Annotated in this window: 9 protein-coding genes; 1 reads left to right on the forward strand and 8 read right to left on the reverse strand. The window is 43.4% G+C overall.

The features are described 5' to 3' along the window. Nucleotides 1–70: 70 nt before the first annotated feature. Nucleotides 71–2074 (reverse strand): penicillin-binding transpeptidase domain-containing protein, encoded by a 2004-nt coding sequence (locus ACQKFO_RS13935; protein WP_427599398.1) that lies wholly within the window; start codon nucleotides 2072–2074, stop codon nucleotides 71–73. Between the two features lie 463 nt (nucleotides 2075–2537). Between ACQKFO_RS13935 and ACQKFO_RS13940 the strand changes: the two genes are divergently transcribed. Further along, nucleotides 2538–3503: a rhodanese-related sulfurtransferase gene (locus tag ACQKFO_RS13940; protein ID WP_427599400.1), complete on the forward strand. Its 966-nt coding sequence runs from the start codon at nucleotides 2538–2540 to the stop codon at nucleotides 3501–3503. Between the two features lie 54 nt (nucleotides 3504–3557). On the opposite strand, the gene ACQKFO_RS13945 is transcribed toward ACQKFO_RS13940, so the two are convergent. The 7 genes from ACQKFO_RS13945 to ACQKFO_RS13975 all read right to left on the reverse strand — a co-directional run bounded on the left by ACQKFO_RS13945 (nucleotide 3558) and on the right by ACQKFO_RS13975 (nucleotide 16523). Continuing rightward, nucleotides 3558–3983, reverse strand: coding sequence for a VanZ family protein (locus ACQKFO_RS13945; protein WP_427599402.1), 426 nt, complete (start codon nucleotides 3981–3983; stop codon nucleotides 3558–3560). A gap of 111 nt (nucleotides 3984–4094) precedes the next feature. Next, complete coding sequence (locus tag ACQKFO_RS13950; RefSeq protein WP_427599403.1) at nucleotides 4095–6548, reverse strand: cell wall-binding repeat-containing protein; 2454 nt, start codon at nucleotides 6546–6548, stop codon at nucleotides 4095–4097. A gap of 172 nt (nucleotides 6549–6720) precedes the next feature. After that, nucleotides 6721–10692 (reverse strand): cell wall-binding repeat-containing protein, encoded by a 3972-nt coding sequence (locus ACQKFO_RS13955; protein ID WP_427599405.1) that lies wholly within the window; start codon nucleotides 10690–10692, stop codon nucleotides 6721–6723. A 241-nt stretch (nucleotides 10693–10933) separates the two neighbouring features. Beyond that, nucleotides 10934–12463, reverse strand: a complete 1530-nt coding sequence (locus tag ACQKFO_RS13960) for an AbgT family transporter (RefSeq protein ID WP_427599407.1) — start codon at nucleotides 12461–12463, stop codon at nucleotides 10934–10936. A 194-nt stretch (nucleotides 12464–12657) separates the two neighbouring features. Next, a complete protein-coding gene (locus ACQKFO_RS13965; protein WP_427599525.1) occupies nucleotides 12658–13965 on the reverse strand; it encodes a hypothetical protein in 1308 nt (435 codons plus the stop codon). A 6-nt stretch (nucleotides 13966–13971) separates the two neighbouring features. After that, on the reverse strand, nucleotides 13972–15204 hold the full coding sequence (locus ACQKFO_RS13970) for a M20 family metallo-hydrolase (RefSeq protein ID WP_427599408.1): 1233 nt from the start codon (nucleotides 15202–15204) through the stop codon (nucleotides 13972–13974). Continuing rightward, a complete protein-coding gene (locus ACQKFO_RS13975) occupies nucleotides 15201–16523 on the reverse strand; it encodes an amidohydrolase (protein WP_427599409.1) in 1323 nt (440 codons plus the stop codon). Before ACQKFO_RS13975 ends, ACQKFO_RS13970 begins: the two co-directional genes overlap by 4 nt. Nucleotides 16524–16526: the final 3 nt, after the last annotated feature.

Raw genomic sequence — 16526 nt, forward strand, 5'->3', positions numbered from 1 at the left:
TTCCTAATCAAGAGGTCCGTCCCTCTCTAATATAAAAACGGTGAGCATATGCCTGCTCACCGTTTTTGGATTACCAGCTATCATAAAATCTTTTTGTCACTTCTACTGTATGCGTACTGCCTCCCGCTTTTTCTACGTCTTCAAGAAGCACGGCGAGCACCATCGTGGGGTCATTCTGGTCATAGGATACAAATAATCCATTTTCAGTCCCGGTTGTTCCCTGTTCTGCTTTGATCTCTGCCGTTCCGGTTTTTCCGGCGATTGCTTTTCCTTCTACACTCGCTTTACCGGCAATTCCTTCAGTGACAACTTTACGAAAATCTGTTTTCAGCATGTCAGCTTGTTCTTTCGACAGCAAGTTTTCTTTCCAAACCTCATGTTCTTCATCCTTTAGAAGCCTCGGCTTCATCATATTCCCCTCGTTGATGATTCCTCCATAGGCACTGGCCAGGTGGACGATGCTCATGAGAACTTCCCCTTGACCAAAGGCTGAATCAGCCAGTTGGACTTCTTTGGAGATGGTTCCGTCGTTGGAGATTTGCGATTTATAAATTGGATAAGAAGATGGAATTTCTTCTCCAAATCCAAAGTCCTTTAATCCTGCAATAAAGGTATCTGCCCCCATCTCTAATCCCACTCGGGCAAAATAGATGTTATCCGAGAATTTCAACGCACTTTCCAAGTCCACCTTACTCTCATTATCAAAGACACGGACAACCTTGTAATTCCCCCACGAATCATCCTTTTGCCATTTCTTCCCCGTAATATCATAGATCTTATTTGGATCTAGCTTTCCGGATTTCAATCCAACGGATGCTGTGATGCCCTTCATGGTTGATCCAGGTGAATACGTAATCGGAAAACGATTTCGCAATGGCTTTTTCGGATCGTCCGCCAACTTTTTGTATTTTTCAGAGGACATCCCTAATACAAAATCATTCGGATCATAGGCTGGTGTACTGACCAAGGCCAATGCTTCACCCGTTTGTGGATTGAGGGCTGCAGCTGTTCCCGCTTCACTCTTCATCTGTTCATAAAGCTTCTTTTGCATTTCGGCGTCGATGGTCAAGGTGATGTTTTGGCCATCTTCAACCGGTTGTTCTGCAACGGTCACTACTTCTTCAGACTCTTCTTTCTTCAAATAAATGCGCTGTCCGTCTTTTCCTCGCAACTGATCTTCGTATACTTCTTCAGCACCGCTGAGGCCCATCAATGATTGAGCTGTATAGCCTTTACCTTTTAGTTTCTCCAGCTTTTCTGCTGTAAGTTTTCCTATATAACCGGTCAGGTGGGCGGTCGCTTCCCCATATGGGTATTCTCTTGCAGGTACCCGTTTAGAGTAAAGACCTCCTAATTCAATAACTTCCAGAGCTAAAGGTCGTTCAGTAAGGGCAATCTTTTTAATCGGTACAAAAAATTCCGGTTTCACCCAGCTCTGATCAAGCTTACCCTGAATCGATTCCACTGACATATCAAACAGGGATGAAAGCTTCTTTAAGTCGCTCTCGTTAAACTCTTTTGGTACGATCCCCAGTTCAAATGCCTCTCCATTCATCGCAAGGGGCTGTTGGTTCCTGTCAAGTATATCCCCGCGCTTAGCAGATATACTCTCCACACCTACTTTATCTTCCTTTTCCATTTCCGGCAGGATAAAAGAAGGCTCCCAGTCTACATACCAATCTTCGTCATCACCTTGTTTTTCTTTTGTTAAAGTGATTTCTTTATCATAGGAAACCTCACCAGCCAAAGTATTGAATGAAATAGTCAAAGGGAATCCGGCTTTTGTTTCCTTGTCCCAGTCCACATCTTTTTCCGGCTTTTTAAAAGTCACCTTTACATCCTTCACTTCTAAATCTTCATAGATGTCCTTGTATCTTGTGACGAAATCTTCTTGCTTAAACGAATCTTTAGTAGAAGAGTTTAGATACTCGTTGAACATGCTTTCAAACTTTTCTTTATTCCAAAGATCGACGTATTCATGCAAACGATCATCAGGCTTTGGCTTCTCTTGACATCCGGCGACCAACAGACTGAAAGTGACAAAGAGACAAACCAGAATGACTTTTCTATACATATGTACCGACAACCCCTATATTAGACTTTTCATCTCACTTCTAATTCTTTCAAATATAACAAATATTTTCAAATTTAATGTATCTATATGCTTGTATTTCTTGGTTATGATGGTGACCTGAAAGTTCGGCGAAATTTGTCGTATTTTGGATAGTGGCAGATATATCGGATTTTTGGCAGATAAAACGAAAATATGGCAGGTATATTTTCAAAATGGCACGTAAATCCGAATCACGGAAGATAAATCTCAAACAAGGCACATACCCCTCCCCCAAAGTCGGTATGCGCACCACTCCCCACCCGATACCAAAATCCACCACCTTTTCCTCACAATCCCCAGCTTTTCTCCCCCATACATAATGCATTTCTTTAAAAATTTGTTATAATAGTACATCGTAAGAGTAATAAGGAACAGAATCCTAAGATTATATCTTGCAAATATATATCGATAGGTGGAAATAAACATGAAAAATTATCGAGTACTACTGTATTACAACTATGTAGCCATTGAGAATCCCGAGGAGGTTACGGCCCAACATAAAGAAATGTGCGAGGAGCTTGGCCTTATGGGACGTATCCTGATTTCATCTGAAGGAATCAACGGAACATGTTCCGGTACGATTGAACAGACAGATGCATATATGGAAGCGATGAGAAAGGATCCTCACTTCTCGGACACTGTGTTCAAAATTGACGAAGCTGAAGGTCATGCCTTCAAGAAATTGAAAGTGAAGCATCGTCCAGAGTTAGTGACACTTCGTCTTGAAGATGATGTGAATCCGAATGAACTCACAGGTAAATACCTTGAGCCAAAGGATTTCTTTGAACAAATCCAACAGGAAGATACGATTCTTCTTGATGCACGTAATGACTATGAATATGAATTGGGACACTTCAGAGGAGCCGTGAAGCCGGATATTAAAAACTTCCGTGATCTTCCGAACTGGGTCCGCGATAATAAAGATAAACTGGAAGGCAAGAAAATCATCACGTATTGTACAGGTGGTATCCGCTGTGAAAAATTCTCAGGCTGGTTAGTGAAAGAAGGCTTTGAGGATGTAGCACAGCTTCATGGTGGAATCGTCACTTACGGGCAAGACCCTGAAGTGAAAGGTCAGCTATGGGACGGTCAGCTTTATGTATTCGACGAACGTATCGGTGTTCCTGTCAATCAGACAGAGCATGTCGTTGTCGGAAAAGACTACTACACAGGTGAACCTTGTGAACGCTACGTAAACTGTGCGCACCCGCCTTGTAACCGAAAAATTCTTTGCTCTGAAGAAAACGAGCATAAGTATATGAGAAGCTGCTCTGATGAATGTCGCAAGAGCCCTGAAAACCGCTACATTAAAGAGCATGGTTTGACAGAGGAAGAAGTGGCAGAGCGTTTGGCAGTGATTGAGCAGGAGAAGGAAACGGCGAAAATCTAATGAATACCGGATAAGAACTGGCTGAAATCAGCCAGTTCTTTTTTAGATTTCATTTCATCCACTTTGTGCTTTTGAGGAAAGTACCATGATTTTTTGATTAACCGTATATAAAATGAAATATAGTGAAATTCCAAGTACATCATATCCTACATCAAGCAAACAACCTGTCCTTGAGAAATAAAGTTGTGCGATTTCAGTAAACAACGCAAAAGCGACTGAAAGAATAAACCCAATAGAGCCCTTCCTGATAGTAAAGTGAATCATGAATGCAAGAAAGTAAAAGGCGATGACATGCCCTGACTTTTGGAATAAATAAGTTTGACTATGAAATGGATATGAATGAAAATCAAAGAATCTCAAGAAATCCGGTTCAGGATTCCACTGAAAGGATGGTCCCTCAACGGCAAGTTTGGTGATATTCTGAGTACAAGTCATGATAATTACAAAAATAGAATAGATAAAAGCCAATAGTAGACGCAACGCTAATCACTCCCTATGTGTTTAGCGTTGACCATCTAAGGCTGTTTTAACATCATTTATGAAAAAGAAAAAGCCATCGAAAAAAATCGATGGCTCTTCTCTTGAATTAAATTATTTCATTAATTTTTCTGCTACTGTCTCACTTACAGCATTTTCACCGCCAAGAATATGGAAATCCTTCGCTTTTAATTCATCAATAGCATCTGAAGTGACAGAAGGCAGGTCATTAGGATGTACTAATAACATAGAAGCATTTTCTTTTGCTGCAAGTACAGATCCGGCTAATGCATCTGCGAAATTCTTTCCAGTGGCCACGTATACTTGTGTAGATGGATTAAGGTCTGTCGCGATTTTCGCTGCCGTACCGTAACGGTCTTGACCGAAGTAACGAGTCGCTTCAGGAAGTGATTTCATGACGTCCTTGCTTACTACAGCTTCTCCACCGACTACAATCGTGCTGTCGATTCCTTTTAAAGCTTTCTTTGTTTCAGCTGGAAGCTTATCAGAATCCGTCAATAGAATTGGATATCCTTTGCTCGCTGCATATGAAGCGATAGCAAGAGCGTCAGGGAAGTTCTTGCCGTTTGCTACTACTGCTTTCTCCGGTGCTCCCCCAAGACTGGCAGCGATATTGACAGCCGTTTCCCAGCGATCATCTCCGCCGATACGATCAACATCCAGTCCCATTCCTTCAAGCTGATATTTCACATAGTTACTCACCGCACCTTTTCCACCTAGAATGATGACATTCTTTGCACCAAGACGCTTGATTTCTGCTTTTGCAGCTGCATTTAACGTACCATTTTCAGTTAACAAAATCGGCGCATCATGCTTGTATGCAAGAGGTGCTCCTGCAAGTGCGTCAGGGAATGAATCTCCACGGGCAAGGATAACTGTATCCGAAGTTTCCCAACCTTCTTTCGAAATTTCAACGGCTGTCTCGTAACGAGTATCTCCAGTCAGGCGTGATACTTCCGGTGCTTCTTCTTGAACGATTCGATCTTCAACAGCAGGTGAAATAGGGTTGTTCTTCTCAAGGTAAGATGTGAATACCTCAAAATCGACAACGAATAATTCTGTCAGGCGTCCATCTTCTTTCGCTTCCTTGAACATTGTATAACCGTCTCCACCATCTGCAGTAAAGGCGTTTGTTGCCACAGAGTACATCATTTCAGGGTCAATCTCTTCAAATCCGTTATCTGTCTTCACTTCTACGGACCATACTCGCTCCCCGGCAGGTTTGCTAACATCATACTTGAAGTTAATCCCTGAAACTTGAAGGAATTCACCCGGTGCGTCTTCCCCTTCAACTCTGGATACACTGTGCTCAAGGGCATCCATAATTTCTTGTCCCGTTAAATCAAGAGTAACCAGGTTGTTTCCAAATGGCATGGTCGTTAATACTTCCCCTAGTGTGATTTCACCAGCATCGATTGAAGCACGGATCCCTCCACCATTTTGAAGACCGATATGCGTTTCAACGAATTCATTCGCTTTTGCAACCATACCGTCCGCGATTAAGTTTCCTAGGTTTGTTTCTTTTCGACGTACATCGGCACGTTCTCCATCAAGAGCTACCTTCGTGTTCCCAACAACTTCTTTTTTCATATCCTCAAGAGGCGCTTTGAACTCTTCAACCTTCGCGAGTGCATCAGCATCTTCTTCATAGCTTTCAAGGTCCAGCACTTCTCCTTCATGACTCGTTACTACACCTTCATCATCAAATGTTACATCCAATAATCCAAGCAGGTTCAAGTATTCTCCAGCTTGAACAATCAGTGTCGGTTCTTCATTGTCAATGACTACAGGCTCTTCAAGCACTGTATGGGAATGACCACCAACGATGATATCAAGTCCATCCACTTCCTCAGCCAATTCTAAGTCATTTGAATACCCAAGGTGAGAAAGAACGATGATTTTGTTGACTCCTTTATCTTTAAGCATCGCGATTGTAGCCTTTGATTTTTCAACTGCATCTTCAAAGACGACATTTTCACCAGGATTAGAGATGAATTCTGTATCTGGAGTCGTTAAACCGTAGATCCCCACTTTCTCTCCATCTACTTCTTTGATCATTGCAGGGTAGACATTCCCGCCGTCACCAGGTTGGCCGATTTCATTTTTGAAAAGTGGCTCTAAATCCTTGTCACCTGTAACAGTCACATTGGATGAAACCATTGGGAAATCCATATTTTTAATAAAGTCTGCAAGGGTTTTAGAGTCTTTATCAAATTCATGGTTACCAAGAGTCATTGCATCGAAGTCAAGCTCGTTCATAAAGTGCAGGTCAGCTTGTCCAAGATATTGACGGAAATAAAGGGTTCCCGAGAATACGTCACCAGCGTCTACCAGTAAAGAATTCGCTTTTTCAGTGCGTAGCTCGTTTACTGCTGTTACTAAACGGGGATAGCCTTCAACATGAGCATGCGTATCGTTGGTATGCATGATCGTTAAATCAAAATCTTCCCCTTCTGCTGAAGCTGAAGTTGCAGGGGATACTGCAAAAATCGCAGCGGCCAAAGCTGCAGTTGATAATACACCGTATAAAGGTTTTTTAATATTCATTTGGTTAATCCCTTCCCTTTCTTATGTAGGTTTTTGTCGGAACTTCATCCACAAAACCCATTATATAGTAGTTTTATGAAAAAATGTGATGATTTTACTAAATATTAAAACAAATCTGGTTCTTTTTACACATCAGGGCAGGGGAGTTATTCCCCCCTGCTTTTTCTACAATCTATTTCTTTAATTGGTTTACAACTTCTTCACTAACTGCATTTTCCCCACCAATAACACGAAAGTTAGTAATATCATCCATATCAATTGCTTCCATAATATCCTCTGGCACTTCCTCTTTCTTCACAAGAAGGATTTCAGCACCCTCTTTTGCTGCAAGCACAGAACCTGCCAGTGCATCGGCAAAATTAATCCCTGTTGCCACAATTGCCTTATTAGTTTGAGGAGTTAAGTGTTTCGCAATTTCAGCTGATGTTTCGTAACGGTTCAAGCCACTATAGCGAGTCGCTTCTTCAAAACTGTCGAAAATCTCAGTGCTGATCGCATTTTCGCCACCAACGACGATTTTTTCGCCAATGTCTTTTAATACTTTGTTTGATGCTTTTGACAATTTGTCTTGAGCAGATAGTACAATCGGATATCCATTCTGTGCTGCATAAGAAGCAACGGAAAGAGCATCAGCGAATTGGTATGCATTTGCCACGATCGCCTTTTCAGGATCACCATCCAATTTAGCAGCGATATTGGCCGCTGTTTCAAATCGATCGTCACCAGAAATACGGTCTGTTTTCAAACCTAATCCTTTAAGCTGATATTGAACATACTTGGATACAGCACCTTCACCACCAAGGATGATCGCTTTCTTCGCACCTAAACGTTTGATTTCTTCTTGTACTTCAGCGTTCAAACTGCCCTGCTGCGTCAATAAGATCGGCGCATCATGTTTGTATGCAAGTGGAGCTCCTGCAAGAGCATCAGGGAATTTATCGCCTCTGGCAATGACCACTGTGTCTGCGGACTCCCAGCCTTTTTTCGATATTTCAATAGCTGTGTGGTAACGGTCGTCACCAGAAATACGTTCTACCTTATTTTCAAACTGAATCTTGGCCAGGACAGGATCGTGGTCACTCGCACGTCCATCTTCTTCACTAAAATCAGAGTTGATGTTGATACTATCGACCATCGTGGTCTTTGCCAGATTATTCGTCACTAGAATATGATCAAGCACTTGAGAGTTTCCTTGATAAATATACGTGTAGCGTTCCTCTGCAGGGAGCTTTTCCATCATATTGGTCAAAACGTCCCCTTCGAGAGTATTAATTGGAGCAGAAAATTCGAAGTCGTTCAGGTCACCAAGAACCACAACGTTTGCATCTTCGACCTTTTTGTTCACATCATTTACAAAATCATTTAGTACCTCGGCTTGTTTCAGTCGCTGTACCTCACTACCAAGCACAACCGGGTGGTCTGCACCGAATAAAGCTCCGTCTCCACCTTTGGAGTTAAAGTGGTTTGCTACGACTATGACTTTTTCACCGTTAAACATGAATTCAGCTGCAAGGGCTTTACGGGAATCGTCAAATGCTTCGTTTGTTGGATCGATGCGTCCTGGGTTATGAGTAAGTCCATTTTCATCAACACCCACGGAAGTTACGGCATCCCCGGCATCTTTTTCTGTCAATTGGACACGTTCAGGATTGTAGATGAAACCTACACGGATGTTTCCACCAGGCTGCCCGCCATCCGTTTTATCCAGAGGAGCGATATCTGTGAATTCATAAGTCGGTCCGCCCGCTTCTTCAATGGCCTTGATGATTGTTTCGTATGATGCACTTGCATCTGTCGTACCATCATCTGTTGGTCCATTATTATCCTGAACCTCAACCAGGCCAATGATATCCGGTGTTTTCATATTCGAAACAATTGAGTCAGCAATCTTCTCTACTTTACTTTCTTCAATTCCAGCATAGAAGTTTTCAATATTATAAGAAGCAATCGTTAGATCTTCTTTCACCGGAGTGATCGACGTCACTTCCTGCGCTGTTTTCCCATCAACAACTGTAGGGAAAGTTCCTGTTGGACGGATCTTAAAGTTGCTATAATCATAGCTTACGTTTCCAGTAACGGAACCATCCAGCATATCACCTGTTTTCGCATTGATATTCATGCCATCCACGTCGATCAGCATGCGCTCAGGGTTATAATCTTCAGGAGAAATCAGTACTCCCCCTGCTCTTGTGCGATGTTGATCTTCACTTGTATTCACTACAACAGGTAGTTCATCATATTTTACCGGACCTGTAATGGTTGCATCTGGGATTTCAATCAGCATTCCTTCAAGGCTTTCATAAAAGTCCAGTCCATCAGTTTCGGGATCGAAAGAGGTCATTTCATCATCTTCTATGACCTCAGACGGCGGTACGCGGTCTACCCCCATCATGATGGCTGCAGGTACTGTATTACCTGAAGATTCTACAGTAACGGCAGATGCCGTGATTTGAGTTGTAAGCAGATCTTTAGCATCAGCGTAGCCGTCTTCTCTCCACTCTTTTACTTGACCCGCCACATTTACTTTGTCTCCGACTTTTACAGAATTGCCCTTTGCATATACATAGATTCCTTCAGAAGTCGCCAGATTATCGTCTGGTGTTTCTTCCTGCATATAAAATGCATTGGAACCTGCCTTTGCGGTCACAATTCCTTGAACGTTTGAGACGGTCATATTTTCGTAAGGAGAGGCATGTGAGTCTCCTTGAATATCATGAATGCTTAAACCATCTGCAGATTTAAGGATTTTGTAAGTGAAGGTGGAAACATCGCTTGTGTCGCCATCTTTTACAACAACTGCTTTAATCGTTACATCCGCAGTAAGTTCGATCGGTGTTGTGTATTCTGGACTGGAAGCTGTCGGGTCCGTTCCATCCATTGTGTAATGAATGGCTCCATCTTCAGTTGCCGTTTGAAGTGTAACCTTCGTTCCTTCTACAACTGAGCCTGAAGCTGGATCAGCGGTTACAGAGAAGGCTGTTTCAATGACATCTGACGTATTACGCGGGACCAGTTTGTATTCGTCAAAGTTATAATCCACCACGCCTCGAAGAATTTCGTACGTTTTGCCAACTTCAAGCATCGTACTATCATTTGGTTTGATGACGAACTCACCAGAACTGTCGGTTGCGGTGAAATTACCGTTGCTGTCTTTGGATTCAACTGTCACATCCGTAAATTCAACAAACATTCCTTCGTGATCTTCACCATTTTCAGCTGACAGTTCTGTAGAGATAAGGGAGGCTGGTGAAGGAACTCCCTTGTCTTCTTCTGTAATTTCAACGTTTGAAGCCGTTGCTTCAATTTGCTGCATTCCATAATAGTCGGTAAGTTTACCTTCTGCGACTACTTCGTCACCCGGCTCGGCAGTAAGACCGCTCCCACGGATGATGACACCTGCAGTACCATCCTGGATGAACAGATTTGTTTGTCCGCCCGCTTCAAAGGCAGCTGTCGCGATACCCTGAACTTTAACAACCGTACCTTTAGGCGCAGTGCGTGCTTCAGCGATGGTGGATAGTTCAATAGGTGTCGGTTCAGGAGCCGGTTCATCGGATAGATGGGTTCCGAGATCACTGAATACATCTTTGCCTAAATTCGTCCATTCTGCAGATGGATCGAATGCATCTGTTACGTCTGTATCTCCTGTCGTCACGGAATCATTCCGGACGATGGAGACGTCACTTGCGAAGGAGGCTTCTGAACCAACCTGGCCGATCGAATCAATCACAGTGCCGTTTTTCTTTAATGTGATGGGGTCATTCCCGTTGAAATTGATGATATTGCTGTCTTGGATATCTGCTTTATCAAGAATGGCCTGAACAGCCTTCTCGTGGGCAAGTACTAAAGTATCACCTGCGTTTAGAGTTCCAGATAAAGAAAAAGAATTATCCGTAGTCACCGCGCCATTACTATGTAATTCTAAGGAGTAATTCGATAAATCAATTGCTTCACCAGTACCGTTATATAGTTCAATTGCTTTATTGTAACTGGATCCTTCGATATATTCAGAAATGATTAAGTCCTGAAATGCCTCGTCTGCAGCGGATACATGCTGAGATAAGGGAGGTGCTAACAAGCTTAAAACCATACTGGAGGCAACTGTCACACTTAACAATTGACGCTTCATTGTTTTCCCGTTCATTTTCTTCCCCCTGTTCGTAGTTTAATAAAGTGGTAGATTCGCCACCATCTACCAGTATACAACAGGATTTGTCATAATAGTGTAAAAATAGGGTAAATTAACTGAAATTTTGTTAGCGCTTACATTGATATTGAGTAAATTTGAACTATAAAACTTGACAAAGCCCGGTTCTCGAGCGGATTAACAGCTCTTGAACCGGGCTTATGATTATTTTTTAGTTACATGGTGGTAATTCCGGTTTTTACAGATAAACCCCTACCCCAGGACCAAACGGAATACCCAATAAAGCAAACGTCAGAAGTAACACAATCCATACCGATAAGAACGCAATCGTATAAGGAAGCATGAGTGAGATCAAGGTTCCCAGTCCCGCTTTCTTATCGTATTCTCGCATGAATGCGAGTATCACGATGATATACGGGTTCATCGGCGTGATGATGTTCGTTGATGAATCCGCAATCCGATAGGCCGCTTGTACAAACGCCGGGTTATATCCAAGTGTCGCAAACATCGGGATGAAGATCGGTGCTTCCAATGCCCATTGGGCGGATCCACTAAAGATCAATAGATTCAATAATGCTGTCAACAGGACAAATCCGATGATGGCGGCAAGTCCGGTCATATTGATGGATTCGAGGAAATTCGCTCCGCTGACCGCTACCCATGTCCCTAGATTCGTCCAGTCAAAGTAAGCGATAAACTGTGCGGCTGCAAAGATTAATACGATATAACCGCCCATGTCTTTCATGGCTTCTGTCATATACTTGGGAACGTCCCTTGAAGACTGGATTTTTTTTACAGTCACCCCGTAAGCTACCCCAATCACAATAAAGAAGAAGAGTGTGATGGGAATGATTCCAGATAAGAAGGTAGAAGGGATGAGTCCCCCATCTTCATTTCGCATCGGAGAGTCCGGCCAGGCAATCGCGACGACTAACAGGACGATGAATGCTAATCCTGCCAGGGTTGCATTTCGAAGCCCTTTTCCTTCTAAAGGACTCTCTTCTTCTAATGTTTTATCTACTTTCCCTTTGTATGTTCCTAATCGCGGCTCGACAATTTTTTCAGTAACGAGAGCGCCTACAACCGTAAGAAGAGCTACAGATGCAATCATGAAGTACCAGTTATCCACCGGTGTGACCGTTACTTCAAATGCTTTGGCAGCTTCGGTTGATATCCCTGCGAGTAACGCATCGGTTCCGGTAATGATAAAGTTTGCCGTAAAACCTGCTCCTACTCCTGAGAAGCCTGCTGCAAGCCCTGCCAGTGGATGCCTTCCCACCGTATAGAAAATCATTGCGGCAAGTGGAGGAATGATAACAAAGGCTGCATCTGACGCCAGGTTCCCCATGATCCCTACCATGATAACCGCGTATGTAATCAATCCTTGTGGAGCGTTTAAAACCGTTTTCTTGATCGCTGTTTCCAGTAATCCTACCTTTTCCGCCAATCCGATCCCGAGCATCATCGCTAATACGAGGCCGAGTGGTGCGAAGCCGGTAAAGTTATCGAGCATGGAGGTCAGGATGTATTGAAGTCCCTCTCCGGAAACCAGGCTCTTGATCGCTAACTCTTCTCCATTTTTCGGGTGGATAACGGTCACACCCAGACTTGAAATAAACCAGGAAAATAAAACAATAAAGACAGATAAGTACACAAACAACATGAATGGGTCAGGGAGTTTATTCCCTACCTTTTCAATTCCACCTAAAATTCGAAGATATCCCTTCTCCTTTTGAGGTGGATTTGGCTCTAAATTGGGATTTGTCATGAGGTCACTCCTTCAAATAATATTTTAAGGAATAATTCCTTTTTACTTCCGTTAATAAGTATTTCGATATTGATTGCATAAATCCTCTTTATTTTTTAATATTTATGAGAAAATTTTAAATTTACGGATTACTGAATAGATGCATATAAAAAATCCCCTACTCATAGATAGAGTAAGGGATTTTAAAGATCCACTTATTTAAGTTGGAAGCGATATAATTTCCTTGGTCTTCCTCTGCCGCCGCTTTGTTCTTCGCCGCTGATTTCCACAATCCCGATCCGTTCCATTTCCGTAAGGATTCTGCGCCCGTTCCGTTCGGTGCTTTTCAGCCAGCGGGAAAGATCCTGGGACGTAATTTCCTCTTTGTCGTAATGACGGGAAAGAGAATGGATTTTTGAGACGATGGCTGAACTGACCGAAGCCTCTTTAAAGACTTCCTTCCATTCATTGCCCCAGTTGTTGAGAGCGTATATAATGGACTCCGACGATGGAAGAATTTCCGTTACCGTCTTGTCTTCATTGACGCTTATGACGATGGAAGATTCATGCTTTCTCGCATGTTGAAAAGCAAGACGGACATGATGTTCCGCTTCCAATACGGTCACACCAAACCCTAATCCCACACGGATATCCAGCTCTGTATGGGCCTTCACTTCCTGAGTCAACGTAGTGAAAACCGACTCCTTCTCATGAAGATCGAGTTCCCCTCTCGTTGTATAAACGAAGAACAATCCGTCCCCCAGTTGAACCATGGATCCATTGATCTTCTGGGCGATATCCAGGAGGTTACGTTTCAGATCCAGCTCCTGATGCTTCATTTTATAAGAAAAATGGGACTCGTCCAATGTCTGGGTGGAATAGATGACTTCGATTCCAACAATGGCAATTTGGGATTTGCGATATTTCCTCGATTGTGCCCTCTCTAATAAATACTGCAGTATCATCCTGATGGATAAATTCGTCGGTACGACACGGTAACAAGGAATGCCTGCTTCAGTGAGTTGCTTCTGAACACTTTGAATACACGTGATCGCCGTTTCAATTTCCCCTTTTTCGTAGAGTGAACGGTGATAGTCTACGAGCTCATCAGCACTCCGGTATCCTTCATATGGATAGGTTGAGATTTCTAATTGATCAAAGGAGTGAAATTGAACCGCGGTTTCGATTTCCTCCTTTGAAATTGTATCAATACTAATCTTATTTAATAGAGTCTGTTCTTTCATTTGCGCTTCTAATAATGCTCCAAAGAAACTGGATCCATGTAAGGGCGGAAAGCTCCCTTCTTTTTCTGTGATCCATCCCTTTTCAAGAGCATAGTAAAAAGGGGATTGTCCTGAAAAAAACCATTGATCTACTAGACCGCGGTTCTTCTCAAGAATTTCCTCTATCTCATTCACCCCGTAATAGGGAAAATTCATAAGTTCTATATTGTCAAAATGAGTGGCCACATGATTGATCCGCTGAATCGAATCATCCGGGCCGATGACACCAATTTTTATCATCAACTGTCATTCACCTGCTTCTTGCTGCAATACTTCAGCTAGAATCTTTACTCCTGCATACAAGTCTTCTAACGAGCTATGTTCCTTCGGATGATGGCTGATCCCTTTTTCACAGGGAATGAATACTAAAGCGGAAGGCCATTTCGCAGCCATATTCATGACATCATGCCCTGCCCCGCTATCCATTTCAAACGTTTTGTACCCCAGGGTTTCCCCGGCTTGTTTGACTCTCGCTGTCAGCTCTTCATCTAATAGAATAGAAGGATTATCTACAAGAGTATCTACGTTGATTGTAACATTAAATTCATTCTCTAAGCTTCGACACTTTTTAATTATTTTATCGGCCATGGATCTCTTTAGGTCATCGTCGACGGATCGAATATCGATTCCCGCTTCAGCATAACCGGGGATGACATTCATGACGTTCGGTTTTACGTTCATCGTGCTGACGGTGGCTACAAGTGGTTTCGATGACCGGCTTGATAGCTTTTCCGCCTCTTGGGAAACAAATGTGATAAGGGGAGCGAGAGCCACAAGGGCGTCCGTCCGTTTCCCCATTGGTGTCGTTCCCGTATGACCCGCCATTCCTTCCACCTTTACCTTCAAGCGGATCGGACAGGCTACACCCCGAACAATTCCGAATTGAGCGCCATGATCTTCGATTTGGGTCCCTTGTTCAATATGCAGTTCGATAAATGAGTGGATTTCCTCTTTTGATCGTTCAGCTTTTTCAATGGATGACCAGTCTAAGCCCGTTGATTCCACTGCTTCTTTAATGTTGACCCCATGGCGGTCCCTTACGTTTTCCACTGATTTATCAAGAATTCCTGCCACACTTTTACTTCCCAGGGTAGAAACGCCGAAACGTGCTGATTCTTCTGAGGCAAAACAGGCCACTTCAATGGAGTGATGGGGTTTGAATCCACGCTCTTTTAATGCTTTCACAGCTCCCAGCCCACATAGAACACCAGCTGCCCCGTCATAGCCTCCCCCGTTTTCAACAGTATCGAGATGAGATCCGGTCATGACAACTTGATTGGTCTCTCCTTCCCACCTGGCAAATAGGTTCCCTGCCCGGTCCCTCTGTACGGATAATCCCAATGTTTCTGCAACGCTACAAAACACATTCATGGAAGCAGTCTCTTCCTTTGAATATCCTAATCTCGTAAATCCATCGGGCTGTTCCATGGTGTCAACCAGATTTAATGCTTCTAGAGTAGTACTTAACCATTCTTTCAACTCGTAACCTCCTCTTTTAGGTGGGATAATTTTAGAATAAGACGTGCGAAGGAATCCACCGCCACGGATAAGACCCCTTCTTCAAAATCGAACCGGTGATGATGATGACCGTTTTTCAATCCGGTTCCGAATACCATGAAGGTTGCTTTGCCACCCTGATTCTGAACCTCATTCATCATATAAGTAACATCCTCTGATGCCTTTAAAGGTAAACCATCATAAATCTCGGATATAAATGGACTTTCCTCGCCCACTTCCTTTAACCACTGAATCCATTCAGGGTTACATGCTGCTTCAACCGTCTCTCCCACCACATCGATTCCGGTGTCCACACCATAAAGGTCTCCCGATGCTTGGAGGATTCGCAGGGCTTCTGTTTGCATGTACTGATTAATGACAGTCGTTTCCCCTCTTGTTTCCATTTCAAGATGGGCTTCGTCGGCAATGATGTTTCTGCCTGCCCCCCCTTGAAGCTTCCCGACATTGATCCTGGTCGCCCCGTCAGAATGGCGCGGGATATTGTAAAGGTGAAGACTTGCTGCAGCAGCTGCCAATAAAGCATTCTTCCCTTTTTCAGGCTCGAGACCTGCGTGGGCCGCTTTGCCTTTATAAGTGACGTTGATTTTGGAGGAAGCGAGAAAAGAATTCGTCGTGGCATACACTCGCCCAAGCTTTGTATCCCGTATGCCGATATGACCGCTTGCAAAGTAATCGACATTCTCCAGCCAGCCTTTTTTCACCATGGCTTTTGCTCCCCGTCCACCTTCTTCAGCAGGCTGGAAGAGTAAAGTGAACCTTCCAGAGAGCTGATCTTTGTATGCTGACAGGAAGCTTGCCACACCGAGACCGATAGCAGCGTGTCCATCATGACCGCAGGCATGCATGACGTTTTCGTATCGTGAACGAAAGCCTTCTCTCATTGGCAGGTGGTGATCAGGATCATTTGCTTCATTTATGGGCAGGGCATCGATATCAAAACGGAAGGCCATGTGAGGACCGGGCTTTCCTGTATCAATTGTGGCAGCCAATCCTGTATGACCGCCTTTCATTTTATCGAGCCAGCTCTTTTCCACGCCTTCTTTCATGGCACGTTCTTCTTGCTTGGCTAAATAGTTTTGTGATGGAACCCCCATTCGTTCCGTGGACTCCAGTGCATCTTTTCCAAGATGAACCGTGAAGCCGAGGTTGATTAATTCTTTTCCGATCAGGTAGGTGGTGACATATTCAGTGAACCCCAATTCGGGTTTCTGATGAAAGATGCGTCTGAAGGCAGTGAGTGACGGTGATAGTTCATTAATAAATTTTTCAACAGTTCTCATCTT

Source organism: Rossellomorea sp. NPDC071047 (assembly GCF_050270195.1).
GTDB lineage: Bacteria > Bacillota > Bacilli > Bacillales > Bacillaceae_B > Rossellomorea.

What these genes read in the sequence shown, in the direction of transcription:
- ACQKFO_RS13935 (WP_427599398.1), bottom strand. Translation starts at nt 2,074, where the DNA reads ATGTATAGAAAAGTCATTCTGGTTTGTCTCTTTGTCACTTTCAGTCTG.
- ACQKFO_RS13940 (WP_427599400.1), top strand. Translation starts at nt 2,538, where the DNA reads ATGAAAAATTATCGAGTACTACTGTATTACAACTATGTAGCCATTGAG.
- ACQKFO_RS13950 (WP_427599403.1), bottom strand. Translation starts at nt 6,548, where the DNA reads ATGAATATTAAAAAACCTTTATACGGTGTATTATCAACTGCAGCTTTG.
- ACQKFO_RS13955 (WP_427599405.1), bottom strand. Translation starts at nt 10,692, where the DNA reads ATGAACGGGAAAACAATGAAGCGTCAATTGTTAAGTGTGACAGTTGCC.
- ACQKFO_RS13960 (WP_427599407.1), bottom strand. Translation starts at nt 12,463, where the DNA reads ATGACAAATCCCAATTTAGAGCCAAATCCACCTCAAAAGGAGAAGGGA.
- ACQKFO_RS13965 (WP_427599525.1), bottom strand. Translation starts at nt 13,965, where the DNA reads ATGATAAAAATTGGTGTCATCGGCCCGGATGATTCGATTCAGCGGATC.
- ACQKFO_RS13975 (WP_427599409.1), bottom strand. Translation starts at nt 16,523, where the DNA reads ATGAGAACTGTTGAAAAATTTATTAATGAACTATCACCGTCACTCACT.